The sequence below is a fragment of the Pseudomonas sp. Pseusp21 genome, from assembly GCF_059492145.1.
This window is the reverse complement of sequence record NZ_CP168520.1, coordinates 1,334,775-1,350,066: the sequence shown is the minus strand read 5'-3', so window position 1 is coordinate 1,350,066 and position 15,292 is coordinate 1,334,775. Positions and strand designations below refer to the sequence as shown.

The 15,292-nt window shown below is 61.0% G+C and carries 18 protein-coding genes; 7 read left to right on the top strand and 11 right to left on the bottom strand.

Features of this window, described 5'->3' with window-relative positions:
* Window positions 1–313: 313 nt before the first annotated feature.
* The 3 genes from infA to aat form a co-directional block, all read right to left on the bottom strand.
* On the bottom strand, window positions 314–532 hold the full coding sequence (infA, locus tag ACEN93_RS06010) for a translation initiation factor IF-1 (RefSeq protein ID WP_002553999.1): 219 nt from the start codon (window positions 530–532) through the stop codon (window positions 314–316).
* A gap of 112 nt (window positions 533–644) precedes the next feature.
* Window positions 645–1,352: an arginyltransferase gene (locus ACEN93_RS06005; protein ID WP_007958178.1), complete on the bottom strand. Its 708-nt coding sequence runs from the start codon at window positions 1,350–1,352 to the stop codon at window positions 645–647.
* A 58-nt stretch (window positions 1,353–1,410) separates the two neighbouring features.
* Window positions 1,411–2,091: a leucyl/phenylalanyl-tRNA--protein transferase gene (aat, locus tag ACEN93_RS06000; RefSeq protein ID WP_085667537.1), complete on the bottom strand. Its 681-nt coding sequence runs from the start codon at window positions 2,089–2,091 to the stop codon at window positions 1,411–1,413.
* Between the two features lie 522 nt (window positions 2,092–2,613).
* Between aat and ACEN93_RS05995 the strand changes: the two genes are divergently transcribed.
* From ACEN93_RS05995 to cysG, 6 genes are all read left to right on the top strand, one after another.
* A complete protein-coding gene (locus tag ACEN93_RS05995; protein ID WP_011334945.1) occupies window positions 2,614–5,022 on the top strand; it encodes a DNA translocase FtsK in 2,409 nt (802 codons plus the stop codon).
* Between the two features lie 78 nt (window positions 5,023–5,100).
* Window positions 5,101–5,721: an outer membrane lipoprotein periplasmic chaperone LolA gene (gene lolA / locus ACEN93_RS05990; RefSeq protein WP_011334944.1), complete on the top strand. Its 621-nt coding sequence runs from the start codon at window positions 5,101–5,103 to the stop codon at window positions 5,719–5,721.
* A gap of 24 nt (window positions 5,722–5,745) precedes the next feature.
* A complete protein-coding gene (locus ACEN93_RS05985; RefSeq protein WP_007958186.1) occupies window positions 5,746–7,068 on the top strand; it encodes a replication-associated recombination protein A in 1,323 nt (440 codons plus the stop codon).
* The gene (gene crcB / locus ACEN93_RS05980) at window positions 7,068–7,442 is read left to right on the top strand and encodes a fluoride efflux transporter CrcB (protein WP_007958188.1); all 375 of its coding nucleotides are present in this window, start codon (window positions 7,068–7,070) and stop codon (window positions 7,440–7,442) included. Before ACEN93_RS05985 ends, crcB begins: the two co-directional genes overlap by 1 nt.
* 15 nt (window positions 7,443–7,457) lie before the next feature.
* Window positions 7,458–8,738, top strand: coding sequence for a serine--tRNA ligase (gene serS / locus ACEN93_RS05975; protein ID WP_495611184.1), 1,281 nt, complete (start codon window positions 7,458–7,460; stop codon window positions 8,736–8,738).
* Window positions 8,739–10,133 carry a siroheme synthase CysG gene (cysG, locus tag ACEN93_RS05970; protein WP_210709782.1) on the top strand — a complete coding sequence of 465 codons (1,395 nt, stop codon included), beginning with the start codon at window positions 8,739–8,741 and terminating at the stop codon, window positions 10,131–10,133.
* Window positions 10,134–10,178: 45 nt separating this feature from the next.
* Here the strand turns inward: cysG and ACEN93_RS05965 are convergent, their stop codons facing one another.
* The 8 genes from ACEN93_RS05965 to ACEN93_RS05930 form a co-directional block, all read right to left on the bottom strand.
* Window positions 10,179–11,180: a glutathione S-transferase family protein gene (locus ACEN93_RS05965; protein ID WP_495611183.1), complete on the bottom strand. Its 1,002-nt coding sequence runs from the start codon at window positions 11,178–11,180 to the stop codon at window positions 10,179–10,181.
* Between the two features lie 92 nt (window positions 11,181–11,272).
* Complete coding sequence (locus ACEN93_RS05960) at window positions 11,273–12,274, bottom strand: glycosyl transferase family protein (protein WP_495611182.1); 1,002 nt, start codon at window positions 12,272–12,274, stop codon at window positions 11,273–11,275.
* Window positions 12,271–12,606 (bottom strand): TusE/DsrC/DsvC family sulfur relay protein, encoded by a 336-nt coding sequence (locus tag ACEN93_RS05955; protein WP_039767398.1) that lies wholly within the window; start codon window positions 12,604–12,606, stop codon window positions 12,271–12,273. The genes ACEN93_RS05960 and ACEN93_RS05955 overlap by 4 nt, the downstream gene beginning before the upstream one ends.
* Window positions 12,603–12,896, bottom strand: coding sequence for a sulfurtransferase complex subunit TusB (tusB, locus tag ACEN93_RS05950; protein WP_039767396.1), 294 nt, complete (start codon window positions 12,894–12,896; stop codon window positions 12,603–12,605). The genes ACEN93_RS05955 and tusB overlap by 4 nt, the downstream gene beginning before the upstream one ends.
* The gene (tusC, locus tag ACEN93_RS05945) at window positions 12,896–13,252 is read right to left on the bottom strand and encodes a sulfurtransferase complex subunit TusC (RefSeq protein ID WP_085667539.1); all 357 of its coding nucleotides are present in this window, start codon (window positions 13,250–13,252) and stop codon (window positions 12,896–12,898) included. The genes tusB and tusC overlap by 1 nt, the downstream gene beginning before the upstream one ends.
* A gap of 1 nt (window position 13,253) precedes the next feature.
* Entirely contained in the window at window positions 13,254–13,646 is a 393-nt protein-coding gene (gene tusD / locus ACEN93_RS05940) for a sulfurtransferase complex subunit TusD (RefSeq protein ID WP_074689306.1), read from the bottom strand.
* A 100-nt stretch (window positions 13,647–13,746) separates the two neighbouring features.
* A complete protein-coding gene (locus ACEN93_RS05935; RefSeq protein WP_163975819.1) occupies window positions 13,747–14,448 on the bottom strand; it encodes a YoaK family protein in 702 nt (233 codons plus the stop codon).
* Window positions 14,449–14,472: 24 nt separating this feature from the next.
* Complete coding sequence (locus ACEN93_RS05930) at window positions 14,473–14,802, bottom strand: DUF6388 family protein (protein WP_039767391.1); 330 nt, start codon at window positions 14,800–14,802, stop codon at window positions 14,473–14,475.
* A 135-nt stretch (window positions 14,803–14,937) separates the two neighbouring features.
* Here ACEN93_RS05930 and ACEN93_RS05925 point away from each other — a divergent pair, with 135 nt between their 5' ends.
* Window positions 14,938–15,288, top strand: a complete 351-nt coding sequence (locus ACEN93_RS05925) for a hypothetical protein (protein ID WP_039767389.1) — start codon at window positions 14,938–14,940, stop codon at window positions 15,286–15,288.
* Window positions 15,289–15,292 lie beyond the last annotated feature (4 nt).

Genomic DNA, 15,292 nt, shown 5'->3' with positions numbered 1-15,292 from the left:
GGCGCGTAGCGCCGTGCGGCGAAGCCGCATACATCGAGAGGAGGTGCAGCGAAGCAAACCGTAGGCGATGCCCCCTGATGGACACCGTAGCGAGGGAACACTGAGCCTAAGCGAAGTGCCGTACGCCGGGGCTCAGCCTTTTTGGTTACTTTTTCGGCGTTTGGAAAAAGTGACCCGCCGTAAGGGCGGAACCCTGAGAAGCCGTTACCGCAGCAACGGATATACCCCCAAAACTCAAGCACAAACCCAAAACACCAAATCCCAGACAAACAAAAACGCCCGGCATTAAGCCGGGCGTCTTGTATTGACTTGATTAGCGAGCGCGGTAAGTAATACGCCCTTTGCTCAAGTCATAGGGCGTCAGCTCGACGCGCACTTTGTCACCGGTAAGAATACGAATGTAGTTCTTGCGCATCTTGCCGGAAATATGCGCGGTTACGACGTGCCCATTTTCCAACTCCACACGAAACATGGTGTTGGGCAGGGTGTCGACGACAGTGCCTTCCATTTCGAAGCTGTCTTCTTTCGACATGCAGTAAAGCCCTCGGTATCCAATGAATGGCCCGGTGCAACTGCGCCAGGCAAAAGCGGCGTGCATTGTGCCCGAAAAATGGGGTTTACGCCAAGGGGTTTAGGGTTTGCATTCAGTTCAGGATGACCCAGCGCTGATTAATGAGCAGTTCAATGGGCCGATATTGGGTCTTGTAGTTCATCTTTTTGCAGTTTTTGATCCAGTAGCCCAGGTACACCGCCTCAAGCCCCAGGCGCTGGGCTTCGGCGATTTGCCAGAGGATGGCGTAGCGCCCCAGGCTGCGGCGTTCTTCCTGCGGCTCGTAAAAGGTGTAGACCGCGGACAGGCCGTTGGGCAGCAGGTCGGTGACGGCGACTGCAAGTAACCGTCCGTCGAGCCGGAACTCGTAGAAGCGTGAGAAGGGCAGGTCGCGTACCAGAAAAGTCGAGAATTGATCGCGGCTGGGCGGATACATGTCGCCGTCGGCGTGGCGCTGTTCGATGTAGCGCTGATAGAGATCGAAATATTCTTCGCTGAACGCCGGCTTGACCGGACGTACCTGCAAATCGATGTTGCGCTTGAAAATGCGTTTTTGTTGGCGGTTGGGGTTGAACTGCGCCACAGGAATGCGCGCAGGCACGCAGGCATTGCAGTTCTGGCAATGCGGGCGGTAAAGATGATCGCCGCTGCGACGAAAGCCCATTTCTGACAGATCTGCGTAGACATGCACATCCATGGGCTGGCTCGGATCGAGAAACAGGGTCGTCGCCTGTTCCTCGGGCAGATAACTGCAAGAGTGAGGCTGAGTGGCATAAAACTTCAAACGCGCCAACTCGGTCATGATCAACCCTCAAGGGTAAGCTGGTGAATTAAGTGTAAGCCACGCGCGCAAAAGTCGCTCAGCAAACCCAGGTCGCATGATTGGGTTGATCGAGGTGCCGGGCCAGATAGTCGGCGAATGTCTGCCGTGAAATGGCCCGGGCGCCAAGGCTGTGCAGGTGATCGGTCGGCATCTGGCAGTCGATCAGCACGAAGCCCGCTTCCTTAAGATGTTGCACCAGCGTGGCAAAGCCGTACTTGGAAGCATTGTCCGCACGGCTGAACATCGACTCACCGAAGAACAGTTGCCCCATCGCCAGGCCATACAGGCCTCCGACCAGTTCGCCCTGATCCCAGACTTCCACCGAGTGGGCAAAGCCGCGCCGATGCAGTTCGATATAGGCGTTCTGCATAGCCTCGGTGATCCAGGTGCCATCGGCGTATTCCCTGGGGGCGGCGCAGGCGCGGATCACGGCGTCGAAATCCTGATCGAAGGTCACTTGATAACGCTGTTTGCGCATCAATTTGCCGAGGCTGCGCGAGACGTGCAGTTCGTCGGGAAAAAGCACGGTGCGCGGATCCGGCGACCACCAGAGAATCGGCTGACCCTCGGAAAACCACGGAAAACAGCCGTGGCGATAGGCCTGGATCAGGCGATCGGCGGACAGGTCCCCGCCGGCCGCCAGCAATCCGTTGGGATCGCGCATGGCCTTTTCCAGTGGCGGGAAAGTCAGTGAGTTGCGTTGTAACCAAGTCAGCATGGCGTCCAGGCTTGCAGAAGGGGAGGGCGGTGGGCAGTGGGCTCGCGGTAAAGTGTGCCGGGAAATGACGCGGATGTCCTCCGTTGCAGTGCGGCTTTTGCGTAGCTGCAACTTGAGCATCCGGATGCGGTCGTAATCGGGCGTTGCACCGGTGCGGGCAAGGTTGCTGATGCCAATGTGTGGCACTCAGGGGAGATGAGGCGCGAATGCTTCGCTACGTTCATCAAATACACCTCATAAGCCTTTGTCACAAAAGACAATGCATGCTCAAATTGAACGCCGGGTGTTGTGCGTTTGGCTATGCTTGAACCAGAGACCTGGAAGCATGGCATCGAACGCGCAAACCCGTACAATGCCGGGCTGTTACAGAATATTCGCCGCGTGCCGTGTTTATAAAAGGCGGGGCGCAGTGTTAAAAGTAGTCTCCGTTGCGCCCGTCAATTTTTTTACCTGCCTGGATTGGGCAGTTTTTTATCGTCATTCAATAGATGGACGCGCCTCTGGCGCAGGAAAAGAAGCGTTTTGAAGAAATCCACGGAAGCACCAAAAACAGTCGTTCCGCTCTGGCGTCAACAGTTGCACTACCGGCTCAAGGAAGGTGCATTGATCGCCATCGGCGCCTTGTGCCTGTTCCTGATGATGGCCTTGCTGACTTACGGCAAGGACGATCCGGGCTGGAGCCACAACAGCAAGATCGACGACGTGCAGAACTTCGGCGGCCCTGCCGGTTCCTACAGCGCCGACATCCTGTTCATGGTGCTGGGTTACTTCGCGTACATATTCCCGTTGCTGCTGGCGATCAAGGCGTATCAGATCTTCCGTCAGCGTCACGAGCCGTGGCAGTGGAGCGGCTGGCTGTTTTCCTGGCGCCTGATCGGTCTGGTGTTTCTGGTGTTGTCCGGCGCTGCGCTGGCGCACATTCATTTCCATGCAGCCACCGGATTGCCGGCCGGCGCGGGTGGTGCGCTGGGTGAAAGCCTCGGTGACCTGGCCCGCAACGCCCTGAACATTCAGGGCAGCACGTTGCTGTTTATCGCGCTGTTCCTGTTCGGCCTGACGGTGTTCACCGACCTGTCGTGGTTCAAGGTGATGGACATCACTGGCAAGATCACGCTTGACCTGTTCGAACTGTTCCAGGGCGCGCTAAACCGCTGGTGGTCGGCTCGTACCGAGCGCAAGCAACTGGTCGCGCAGCTGCGTGAAGTCGACGATCGCGTGCATGACGTGGTTGCACCGACGGTCACCGACAAACGCGAACAGGCCAAGGTCAAGGAACGTCTGATCGAGCGCGAGCAGGCCCTGAGCAAGCACATGTCCGAGCGTGAGAAACAGGTGCCGCCGGTCATCGCCCCGGCCCCGGTCAAGGCGCCGGAGCCAAGCAAGCGCGTGCAGAAAGAGAAGCAGGTGCCGTTGTTCGTCGACAGTGCCGTGGAAGGCACCTTGCCACCGATCTCGATTCTCGATCCTGCGGAAAAGAAACAACTCAACTATTCGCCCGAATCCCTGGCGGCGGTCGGCCATTTGCTGGAGATCAAACTCAAGGAATTCGGCGTCGAAGTCACCGTGGATTCGATCCATCCGGGCCCGGTCATTACCCGTTACGAAATCCAGCCTGCTGCGGGCGTGAAGGTCAGCCGTATCGCCAACCTGGCGAAAGACCTTGCACGTTCGCTGGCCGTGACCAGTGTGCGGGTGGTGGAAGTGATTCCGGGCAAGACCACGGTCGGCATCGAAATTCCCAACGAAGACCGGCAGATCGTGCGCTTCTCTGAAGTGCTGTCGACCCCTGAGTACGACAACTTCAAATCGCCGGTCACCCTGGCCCTGGGCCACGATATCGGCGGCAAGCCAGTCATCACTGACCTGGCGAAGATGCCGCACCTGCTGGTGGCCGGTACCACCGGTTCCGGTAAGTCGGTGGGCGTGAACGCGATGATCCTGTCGATCCTGTTCAAGTCCGGCCCGGACGACGCCAAGCTGATCATGATCGACCCGAAAATGCTCGAGCTGTCGATCTACGAAGGCATCCCGCACCTGTTGTGCCCGGTCGTGACCGACATGAAAGACGCCGCCAACGCCCTGCGCTGGAGCGTGGCCGAGATGGAACGTCGCTACAAGCTGATGGCGAAGATGGGCGTGCGAAACCTGTCCGGCTTCAACGCCAAGGTCAAGGAAGCCCAGGACGCCGGCGAGCCGCTGAGCGATCCCCTGTACAAACGCGAAAGCATCCACGACGAAGCGCCGCTGTTGCAGAAGCTGCCAACCATCGTCGTAGTCGTGGACGAATTCGCCGACATGATGATGATCGTCGGCAAGAAGGTAGAAGAATTGATCGCCCGTATCGCCCAGAAGGCGCGTGCGGCCGGTATCCACCTGATTCTTGCGACCCAGCGGCCATCGGTGGACGTGATCACCGGTCTGATCAAGGCGAACATCCCGACGCGGATGGCGTTCCAGGTATCGAGCAAGATCGACTCCCGGACCATCATCGACCAGGGCGGCGCCGAGCAACTGCTCGGCCACGGTGACATGCTCTACATGCCGCCGGGCACCAGCCTGCCGATCCGGGTTCACGGCGCCTTCGTGTCCGACGATGAAGTTCACCGGGTGGTTGAAGCCTGGAAACTGCGCGGCGCGCCGGAATACAACGACGACATCCTCAACGGTGTCGAAGAGGCGGGCAGTGGTTTCGAAGGCAGCAGCGGCGGCGGTGACGGCGACGATCCGGAAGCCGACGCGCTGTACGACGAAGCCGTGCAGTTCGTGCTGGAAAGCCGTCGCGCCTCCATCTCCGCTGTACAGCGCAAGCTGAAGATCGGCTACAACCGTGCCGCGCGCATGATCGAAGCCATGGAAATGGCCGGGGTCGTGACGTCGATGAACACCAACGGTTCCCGCGAAGTCCTGGCCCCTGGCCCGGTACGCGACTGATTCGATACCCTGATCCAAATGCAATGGGCGGTGCATGAAGCGCCGTCCACTTTCCCACGAGTATTCAAGAGGACTCCCATGCGTCTTATCCGCATGTTGCTGCCGGTACTGGCTCTGACCACCCTCACGGCTCACGCCGATGACAAGGATGTGGCTCGCCTGACCCAATTGCTCGAAACATCCAAGACCCTGACCGCCAATTTTTCCCAGTTGACCCTCGACGGCAGCGGCACCCAGTTGCAGGAAACCACCGGCGACATGACCCTGCAGCGTCCGGGCCTGTTCTACTGGCACACCAATGCGCCAGCCGAGCAGACCATGGTGTCCGACGGCAAGAAAGTCACGCTGTGGGACCCGGACCTGGAGCAGGCCACCATCAAGAAACTTGATGAGCGCCTGACCCAGACGCCGGCGCTGTTGCTGTCTGGCGACGTATCGAAGATCAGCCAGAGCTTTGACATCACCGCGAAAGAGGCCGGTGGCGTGATCGACTTCACCCTGAAGCCGAAAACCAAGGACACGCTGTTCGACAGCCTGCGCCTGTCGTTCCGCAACGGTCTGGTCAATGACATGCAACTGATCGACAGCGTCGGCCAGCGCACCAACATCCTGTTTACCGGTGTGAAGGCCAACGAAGCGGTCCCGGCCTCGAAGTTCAAGTTCGACATCCCCAAGGGTGCCGATGTGATCCAGGAATAAACACAGAGGTTTCAACGGTACGTGATGGATCTGTTTCGCAGTGCACCGATTGCCCAGCCACTGGCCGCCCGTTTGCGGGCGACCAATCTGGATGAGTACGTCGGTCAGGAACACGTGCTCGCTCGCGGCAAGCCTCTGCGCGAGGCGCTGGAGCAGGGTGCCCTGCATTCGATGATCTTCTGGGGCCCGCCGGGCGTGGGCAAAACCACGTTGGCGCGGTTGCTGGCGGAAGTTTCGGATGCGCACTTCGAAACGGTTTCGGCGGTGCTGGCCGGGGTCAAGGAGATCCGTCAGGCGGTGGAAATCGCCAAGCAGCAGGCCGGCCAGTACGGCAAGCGCACGATCCTGTTTGTCGATGAAGTGCACCGCTTCAACAAGTCTCAGCAGGACGCCTTCCTGCCGTACGTTGAAGACGGCACCCTGATTTTCATTGGTGCCACCACTGAAAACCCTTCGTTCGAACTGAACAATGCATTGCTGTCGCGGGCGCGGGTCTACGTACTCAAGAGCCTCGACGAAGCGGCGTTGCGCAAGTTGGTGCACCGCGCGCTGACTGAAGAGCGTGGCCTGGGCAAGCGACATCTGACCCTCAGTGATGAAGGCTTCCAGATGCTGCTGTCCGCCGCCGACGGCGATGGCCGGCGTCTGCTGAACCTGCTGGAAAACGCCTCGGACCTGGCCGAAGACAATAGCGAGATGGGCACCGAGCTGCTGCAAAGCCTGCTCGGCGACACTCGCCGGCGTTTCGACAAGGGCGGCGAAGCGTTCTACGACCAGATTTCCGCGCTGCACAAATCGGTGCGCGGCTCGAACCCTGACGGCGCGCTGTACTGGTTTGCGCGGATGATCGACGGGGGCTGCGATCCGCTGTACCTCGCCCGGCGGGTGGTGCGCATGGCCAGCGAAGATATCGGCAATGCCGATCCTCGCGCCCTGAGCCTGTGCCTGGCGGCGTGGGAAGTGCAGGAACGCCTCGGCAGCCCGGAAGGTGAGTTGGCAGTGGCGCAGGCCATCACCTATCTGGCCTGTGCGCCGAAAAGCAACGCCGTGTACATGGGCTTCAAGACTGCGCTACGCGCCGCCGCCGAACACGGCTCGCTGGAGGTGCCGCTGCACCTGCGCAATGCGCCGACCAAATTGATGAAGCAATTGGGCTACGGCGACGAATACCGTTACGCCCACGACGAACCGGACGCCTACGCGGCCGGCGAAGACTATTTCCCGGAAGAACTCGACCCGATTCCGTTCTACCAACCGGTGCCCCGTGGCCTGGAATTGAAGATCGGCGAAAAGCTCAACCACCTCGCCCAACTTGATCGTTTAAGCCCCCGGCAGCGGAGAAAATAGTGGTTCCATTGATTGTTGCAGTCTCCGTCGGCGGGATTGCCGGCACTTTGTTGCGCTTCGCCACCGGCAATTGGGTCAACGCCAATTGGCCGCGGCACTTCTATACCGCGACGCTGGCCGTTAATATCGTGGGCTGTCTGCTGATTGGCGTGTTGTACGGCCTGTTTTTGATACGCCCGGAAGTACCGATCGAGGTACGTGCCGGGTTGATGGTCGGCTTCCTAGGGGGGCTGACGACTTTTTCATCCTTTTCACTGGATACGGTGCGCCTGCTGGAAAGCGGGCAAGTGCCGCTGGCCCTGGGCTATGCGGCCATCAGCGTATTCGGCGGGCTGCTCGCGACCTGGGCTGGCCTGTCCCTGACCAAACTTTGATAACGAGAAACCGACATGCTCGATTCCAAACTGTTACGTAGCAACCTCCAGGACGTAGCGGACCGCCTGGCTTCCCGTGGCTTTGCCCTGGATGTCGCGCGCATCGAAGCGCTGGAAGAACAGCGCAAGACCGTCCAGACCCGCACCGAAGCACTGCAGGCTGAGCGTAACGCGCGTTCCAAATCCATCGGTCAGGCCAAGCAGCGCGGCGAAGATATCGCGCCGCTGATGGCGGACGTCGAGCGCATGGCGGGCGAACTGAGCGCCGGTAAAGTCGAGCTGGACGCGATCCAGGCCGAACTGGATTCGATCCTGCTGGGCATCCCGAACCTGCCGCACGAATCGGTACCGGTCGGCGAAGACGAAGACGGCAACGTCGAAGTCCGCCGCTGGGGCACGCCGACCGCGTTCGATTTCCCGGTTCAGGACCACGTGGCTCTGGGCGAGAAGTTCGGCTGGCTCGACTTCGAAACCGCCGCCAAGCTGTCCGGCGCACGTTTCGCTCTGCTGCGCGGCCCGATTGCCCGTCTGCACCGCGCACTCGCGCAGTTCATGATCAACCTGCACGTCACCGAGCACGGCTACGAAGAGGCCTACACGCCTTATCTGGTTCAGGCCCCGGCGCTGCAAGGCACCGGTCAACTGCCGAAGTTCGAAGAAGACCTGTTCAAGATCGCTCGCGAAGGTGAAGCCGATCTGTACCTGATCCCGACCGCCGAAGTGTCGCTGACCAACATCGTGGCCGGTGAAATCGTCGATTCGAAGCAGCTGCCGATCAAGTTCGTTGCCCACACTCCGTGCTTCCGCAGCGAAGCCGGCGCGTCGGGTCGTGACACTCGCGGCATGATCCGTCAGCACCAGTTCGACAAAGTTGAAATGGTGCAGATTGTCGAGCCGTCGAAGTCGATGGAAGCGCTGGAAGGCCTGACCGCCAATGCCGAGAAAGTCCTGCAACTGCTGGAGCTGCCTTACCGTACTCTGGCGCTGTGCACCGGCGACATGGGCTTCAGTGCGGTCAAGACTTACGACCTGGAAGTGTGGATTCCGAGCCAGGACAAGTACCGTGAAATCTCGTCGTGCTCCAACTGCGGCGACTTCCAGGCCCGCCGCATGCAGGCGCGTTTCCGCAACCCGGAAACCGGCAAGCCTGAGCTGGTGCATACCCTGAACGGTTCCGGTCTGGCAGTCGGTCGTACCCTGGTGGCCGTGCTGGAAAACTACCAGCAGGCCGACGGTTCGATCCGTGTGCCGGACGTGCTGAAGCCGTACATGGGTGGCCTTGAGGTCATCGGCTAAATGAAATATCTGCCGCTGTTTCACAACCTGCGCGGCAGTCGTGTGTTGGTCGTCGGTGGGGGGGAGATTGCCTTGCGCAAGTCCCGCCTGCTGGCCGATGCCGGTGCGCTGCTGCGGGTGGTCGCACCTGAAATCGAAGCGCAACTGCGCGAACTGGTCGCCGCCAGCGGTGGCGAATGCCTGCTGCGTGGCTACGCCGAAACGGATCTGGACGGTTGCGGGCTGATCATTGCCGCCACCGACGACGAAGCGTTGAACGCGCAGGTCTCCGCCGATGCCCATCGGCGTTGCGTGCCGGTCAATGTGGTCGATGCGCCGGCGCTGTGCAGCGTGATTTTCCCGGCAATCGTCGATCGCTCACCTCTGATCATCGCGGTTTCCAGCGGCGGCGATGCGCCGGTGCTGGCCCGGCTGATCCGCGCCAAGATCGAAACCTGGATTCCCTCGACCTACGGCCATCTGGCCGGTCTGGCCGCGCGGTTTCGCGATCAGGTCAAAGGCCTGTTTCCCGATGTGCAGCAACGTCGCGGTTTTTGGGAAGACGTGTTCCAGGGGCCGATCGCCGACCGGCAACTGGCAGGACAGGGCGCCGAAGCCGAACGTTTGCTGCAAGCCAAGATTGACGGCGAAGCCATGGTTACGACCGGTGAGGTGTATCTGGTGGGCGCAGGGCCGGGTGATCCGGATCTGCTGACCTTCCGCGCCTTGCGCCTGATGCAGCAAGCCGATGTGGTGCTGTACGACCGCTTGGTCGCTCCGGCGATTCTTGAACTGTGCCGCCGCGATGCCGAGCGGGTTTACGTTGGCAAGCGTCGCGCCGATCACGCCGTGCCGCAGGATCAGATCAACCAGCAATTGGTGGATCTGGCCAAGGCCGGCAAGCGTGTGGTGCGGTTGAAGGGCGGGGATCCGTTCATCTTCGGCCGTGGCGGCGAAGAGATCGAGGAACTGGCGGCCCATGGCATCCCGTTTCAGGTGGTGCCGGGGATCACGGCGGCCAGCGGTTGCGCGGCATATGCCGGGATTCCGCTGACTCATCGCGACTACGCTCAGTCGGTGCGTTTCGTCACCGGGCACTTGAAGGACGGTTCGACCGATCTGCCGTGGTCGGACCTCGTCGCGCCGGCTCAGACGCTGGTGTTCTACATGGGGTTGGTGGGATTGCCGATCATCTGCGAGCAGTTGATCAAACATGGTCGTGCGGCCGAAACGCCGGCCGCGCTGATCCAGCAGGGCACCACGGTCAATCAGCGGGTCTTCACCGGCACGCTGGCCGACCTGCCGCGTCTGGTGGCGGAGCATGAAGTGCATGCGCCGACGCTGGTGATCGTCGGCGAAGTGGTGCAACTGCGCGAGAAACTGGCGTGGTTCGAGGGCGCTCAGGGTCAGATCTGACGACTCTGAAGGGATCGTTCCCACGCGGTGGGAACGATCCTGCTCTCAACCTCTGCGCCAAACCCCTTTCCCGCCCAACCGGTCCCGGTCATGGGCAACAGTGAAATCCTGCTCCGGCCCCTTCGGCACAACCCCGGTCGGGTTGATGGTCTTGTGGCTGCCGTAGTAGTGGTTCTTGATGTGCTGGAAATCCACGGTCTCGGCAACGCCCGGCCACTGGTACATCTCACGCAGCCAGTTCGACAGGTTCGGATAATCGCTGATCCGCCGCAGATTGCATTTGAAGTGCCCGTGGTACACCGCGTCGAAACGAATCAGCGTGGTGAACAACCGCACGTCCGCCTCGGTCAGGTATTCACCCGTCAAATAACGGTTGGCGCCCAGCACCTGCTCCAGATGATTCAGTTCGGCAAACACGTCATCGAACGCTTCTTCATAGGCTTTTTGCGAGGTGGCAAAACCGGCGCGATACACGCCGTTGTTCACGGCAGGGTAGATCCGCTCGTTCAGCGCATCGATTTCGCTGCGTAACGGTGCCGGGTAGAAGTCCAGATCGTTGCCGGTCAAGTCATCGAACGCACTGTTGAACATGCGGATGATCTCCGCCGATTCGTTGCTGACGATGCGCTTGAGCTTCTTGTCCCACAGCACCGGCACGGTGACGCGGCCGGTGTAGTCGGCGGTGTCGGCGGTGTAGCGCTGGTGCATGAAATCGAAGTGGTCGAGTTTGTCGCCGGTCGAACCGAGGTTCTGATCGAAGGTCCAGCCGTTTTCCAGCATCAGCCAGCTGACGACGGAAACGTCGATCAGGCTTTCCAGGCCCTTGAGCTTGCGCAGGATCAGCGTGCGATGCGCCCACGGACAGGCGAGAGAGACATAAAGGTGATAACGCCCGGCTTCGGCGGCAAAACCGCCTTCACCGCTCGGGCCCGGCTCGCCATTGCGAGTGACCCAGTTGCGGCGCTGCGCCTGTTCGCGCTGGAACGCGCCGTCCTTGCTGCTTTCGTACCACTTGTCCTGCCAGCGGCCGTCGACGAGTAAACCCATGATCAAGACTCCAGAAACCAATAATTCGTTGGAGTTGAGTCTATTCCGATGAGTTCGAACAAAAAGCGCAAAGATCGGGCGTTAATGATCGGTTAAATCGATTTATCCCGCGCGGCCCAGTATTGCTCCGCGGTTTCAAAAGCCTGTTCACGGCTTTGGCCGAGGCCGCGCAGCGCCAACGCCATGGTCGAGATCAACGCCATTTGCGGGTAACTGTCGACCACATCGCCGCGCCAAACGGCCTTCAAATGCTCGATATCCAGCGACGCCGGTTTGACGTGACGCTGCGCCGACAGCTGCGGCCATTCCTCGTCCCAGCTCTCGCCGCCAGTGGTGCCGTACAAATGGCTGTCGGCATCCGGGTTGATCTCGATTTCGCCGCCGTCGCCCTTGATCACGATCGCCGTGTCGCCAAGCAGGCCGCTGGCATCGCGGTGGACCGCTTGATAGCCGGGGTGGAAAATACTCTGCAAGCCGCAACGCGCGCCCAATGGATTGAGAATCCGCGTCAGCGAGTGGATCGGCGAGCGCAGGCCGAGGGTGTTGCGCAGGTCGATCATCCGTTGCAATTGCGGCGCCCAGTCCACCAGCGGCATGAACGCCAGACCACCGTTGTCCAGCGCCGCGCCAACCTGTTGCCAGTTGCGGCACAGCGGAATGTTCAGCTCACCGAGCAATTGTTCGGAGTACAAGCGCCCGGCGGTGTGTGCGCCGCCGCCGTGCATGAAAATGCGCAGGCCGTTCTGCGCCAGGCACTTGGCGGCCAACAGATACCACGGCAGGTGACGCTTCTTGCCGGCGTAAGTCGGCCAGTCCAGATCGACGTTCAGCGCCGGGGCCTGCAAGCGCTCGCGAAGGGCCTCGGTGAAACCGGCCATCTCCTCGGCGCTTTCTTCCTTGTGCCGCAGCAACATCAGGAACGCGCCGAGCTGGGTTTCTTCGACCGCTTCGTCGAGGACCATGCCCATGGCTTGCCGGGCTTCCTCGCGGGTGAGGTCGCGGGCGCCGCGCTTGCCCTTGCCGAGGATGCGCACGAACTGGGCGAATGGATGCTCGGCGGGCGTTTCGAGGGTCAGCGCTGGATAGTCGGTCATAGGCAATTCGTCGGTTTGGGCAGGCCCGCCAGTTTCGCGGCGAGTTTGGCAGGGGTGCCTTTGAACAGTCGGTTCAGGTGCAGGCTGTTGCCTTTCTCCGCGCCGAGCTTGAGTGCGGTGTACTTGATCAGCGGCCGGGTGGCCGGTGACAGCTGGAATTCGGCGTAGAAGCTGCGCAGCAATTCGAGGACTTCCCAGTGTTCCGGGCTCAGTTCGATATCTTCGGCAGCGGCGAGGGCGCTGGCGACTTCGGCCGACCAGTCGTTGAGGTCGACCAGAAAGCCGTCCTTGTCCAGTTCAATGGCGCGGGCGCCGATGGTCAACGCATTCATAGCCAGCTGTTGACCTTGTCGTGGTGGATCGACAGCTCGACGAAGGCCGGATAATCGATGGCTTCGGCCCAGTCCGGAACCTGCACGGCACGGGCTTGCGCGTCTTCGGCCAGCACGAACAATTTCACCTGACGTATTTCCAGCGCACTGAACGGCGCGGTGCCAGGCTGCAGCGCATAAACGGCATCGCCAGACAGCAACAGTGCATCGGCAGAACCGAGCAGGCGCAGGCAACTGGTCAGGCGTTCGTCGCCGAACGGGGAGTGGGACAACACATGCAAAGTCGACATCAGAGGGTGATCACCTGGTCGTAACGGTCAATGAGGGCGGTGATTTGCTCGGCGGCCAAAGGCTGCGCCTCGTCCAGCGAACGATCGCCGAGGCCGCGAATACTGGCGCTGTCGGCGCAGTAGAACAGCTCTTCGACGCCAAACATCGGCAACGCTTGCAGGTTGGCGCTCAGGTCTTTCTGTTGCAGGGCCTTGGCGTTTTGCCCGGCGGCCAGTTGCAGCACGCCGTCGTCGAGAAACAGCAGACCGATCGGCAGATCGAAGGCGCCGCCGGCCAGCACGATGTCCAGCGCTTCGCGGGCGCCGGGACCGGACCACGGCGATTGACGGCTGATAATCAGAAGGGATTTGGCCATGTCATGCGCCTCCGAAACAGATGAGGCGGTCGGCATCCTGCACCGCGTCATGCAACTGACCGAGGCCGGACAATTCCCACGGCGCGCTGACGGCCACGGCATCACGCTGATAACGCCCGGCTTCCTCGGCATTCAACACGCCACGGCGCAGGGCGGCGGCGATGCACACCACGCCATCGAGGTTCTGTTCGCTGATGAAGGTTCGCCACTGTTTGGGCAGGTCCAGTTCGTCCTGCGGCGTGACCACGGCGTCGGACGCGTTGTGGACCCCGTCCTGATAGAAAAACAGCCGGACAATCTCATGCCCGCCGGCCAGCGCAGCCTGGGCGAACAGCAGGGCGCGGCGCGAGGAGGGCGCATGGGCGGCGGAAAACAGCGCAATGGCGAACTTCATGACGGACTCGATCAGCAAAACTGCGGCCATGATAAAGCTTTCTCGGCGGGGCGGCGAAGTGGATGTTTCCCGCGCCCGTCTCGATACGAGCAGGCGTCCGTCAGCGCGGCATGTAGCCCAGCTGCCAGCGCCGCGGAATTTTCAGGGTCAGCAGCCCCAGTACGGCGGCGAACATACCGCTGACCAACATGGCCTTGAGTCCCAGATGATGTTCCAGCGCTGCCCCCAGAATGGCGCCGACCAGCATTCCGCTCCACGGCACCAGTTGCACCCGCCAGCCGCTTCGCCGTTCGCCGAGCACCCAGCGGCCCAATCCACGGCCGAATCGGGACAGGGCGCCGGTGACGTACGTCAGCCCGACCGGCAGGCCGTTCACTTCTTCCACCGCCGCGTTGAGCATGCCCATCGCAATGATCGCCGCCAGCAGGGCCGGCAGTTGCGTGTCAAAGGGCCAGGCTGCCAAGCAGAGCAGAGCGGCGATGGACAACAATAAGGGCAGCGCCCGCCGACCACCCAGTCGGCTGACCACAACCCCGAGTGCATTACCGACAATGAACGTCGCGACCAGCAGGATCAGCCTTAATGTCAGTCCGCTGTCGCCATCACTGATCGCCACCGCCAGCCGCGTGGTGTTGCCGCTCATAAAGGAAACGAAATCGCCGCTGGCCATGAAGCCGATGGCGTCGGTCATGCCGGCCAGTACCGACAGGCTGGCAACCAGCGCCAGCCCCACACGGCCGCGCCATTTCTGTATATGAAGATGTCCGGGGCTGGCGCGGTGGGTCGAAATGGAAGGCAGCATCGAGGCAGCGTCCTTGAGCGGGGTTTACGGTTCTATGCCATACAGATCGCAATATTCCAGCCAGTCCATGCCGGCCATTTCCGCCACTTCGCGATGCACCTCCAGGCGTTGTGCCTGATACTCTTCGGGCGTCGCGGCGGTGAGCTGCAACGTCAGCTCCCAGGCAAACAAACCTTGGCTTTCGGCCTCGGCTTCGAAGGCTTCGTGCAGACGTTCTTCGCGGTACTGCGCCTGGGTTTCGCCTTTGGCCTGTGCCAGCAGCGGATTGAGGTGGTCAAGGGCTTCGCGCAGTTCCGGGCGCGCTTCTAGAAACAGTTTCAGAGCCTGTTCGTGTCGTTGGTCTGTAGGCGCCATTGGCTTTCCTTGTAAGGCTGATGACCGTTAATGTGCCGCAGCGGCCGGCATGTGTCGCGCTCTAAATGCAGTAAAGCAGAACGATTTTTGGCGTTGCGGTGGTACAGTCCGGTTTTTTCCGAATGAGCGAATGCAATGCGAATGCTGATGGTGGCACTGGCGGCAGCCCTGCTGGCCGGTTGCGCGGGTTCGGCGATGGAAGACGCCCGCACGCAAACCCCTTACAAGACCCTGAATTCGGACAAACCCGAAAAAGTCGTGGCCCAGTGCGTGCAATTTGCCTGGCAGGACGAAGCGGTGTTCGGCGTGGACGCGGCGGCGTATCTGCAACCGGGCAAGAAGGGCGGTTCCACGGTCTATACGCGCTCGGCGGAGTCGTTTGTCGACTTGACCACGGATGCGTCCGGTACCGTATTGAATTACTACGCGCAGAAGGATGATTTTGTGGCCAAGCGCCGCTTGGCGGCGCTGGCGACCTGTCTGTAACGGG

What these genes read in the sequence shown, in the direction of transcription:
- infA (WP_002553999.1), bottom strand. Translation starts at nt 532, where the DNA reads ATGTCGAAAGAAGACAGCTTCGAAATGGAAGGCACTGTCGTCGACACC.
- ACEN93_RS06005 (WP_007958178.1), bottom strand. Translation starts at nt 1,352, where the DNA reads ATGACCGAGTTGGCGCGTTTGAAGTTTTATGCCACTCAGCCTCACTCT.
- aat (WP_085667537.1), bottom strand. Translation starts at nt 2,091, where the DNA reads ATGCTGACTTGGTTACAACGCAACTCACTGACTTTCCCGCCACTGGAA.
- lolA (WP_011334944.1), top strand. Translation starts at nt 5,101, where the DNA reads ATGCGTCTTATCCGCATGTTGCTGCCGGTACTGGCTCTGACCACCCTC.
- ACEN93_RS05985 (WP_007958186.1), top strand. Translation starts at nt 5,746, where the DNA reads ATGGATCTGTTTCGCAGTGCACCGATTGCCCAGCCACTGGCCGCCCGT.
- serS (WP_495611184.1), top strand. Translation starts at nt 7,458, where the DNA reads ATGCTCGATTCCAAACTGTTACGTAGCAACCTCCAGGACGTAGCGGAC.
- cysG (WP_210709782.1), top strand. Translation starts at nt 8,739, where the DNA reads ATGAAATATCTGCCGCTGTTTCACAACCTGCGCGGCAGTCGTGTGTTG.
- ACEN93_RS05965 (WP_495611183.1), bottom strand. Translation starts at nt 11,180, where the DNA reads ATGGGTTTACTCGTCGACGGCCGCTGGCAGGACAAGTGGTACGAAAGC.
- ACEN93_RS05960 (WP_495611182.1), bottom strand. Translation starts at nt 12,274, where the DNA reads ATGACCGACTATCCAGCGCTGACCCTCGAAACGCCCGCCGAGCATCCA.
- ACEN93_RS05955 (WP_039767398.1), bottom strand. Translation starts at nt 12,606, where the DNA reads ATGAATGCGTTGACCATCGGCGCCCGCGCCATTGAACTGGACAAGGAC.
- tusB (WP_039767396.1), bottom strand. Translation starts at nt 12,896, where the DNA reads ATGTCGACTTTGCATGTGTTGTCCCACTCCCCGTTCGGCGACGAACGC.
- tusC (WP_085667539.1), bottom strand. Translation starts at nt 13,252, where the DNA reads ATGGCCAAATCCCTTCTGATTATCAGCCGTCAATCGCCGTGGTCCGGT.
- tusD (WP_074689306.1), bottom strand. Translation starts at nt 13,646, where the DNA reads ATGAAGTTCGCCATTGCGCTGTTTTCCGCCGCCCATGCGCCCTCCTCG.
- ACEN93_RS05935 (WP_163975819.1), bottom strand. Translation starts at nt 14,448, where the DNA reads ATGCTGCCTTCCATTTCGACCCACCGCGCCAGCCCCGGACATCTTCAT.
- ACEN93_RS05930 (WP_039767391.1), bottom strand. Translation starts at nt 14,802, where the DNA reads ATGGCGCCTACAGACCAACGACACGAACAGGCTCTGAAACTGTTTCTA.
- ACEN93_RS05925 (WP_039767389.1), top strand. Translation starts at nt 14,938, where the DNA reads ATGCGAATGCTGATGGTGGCACTGGCGGCAGCCCTGCTGGCCGGTTGC.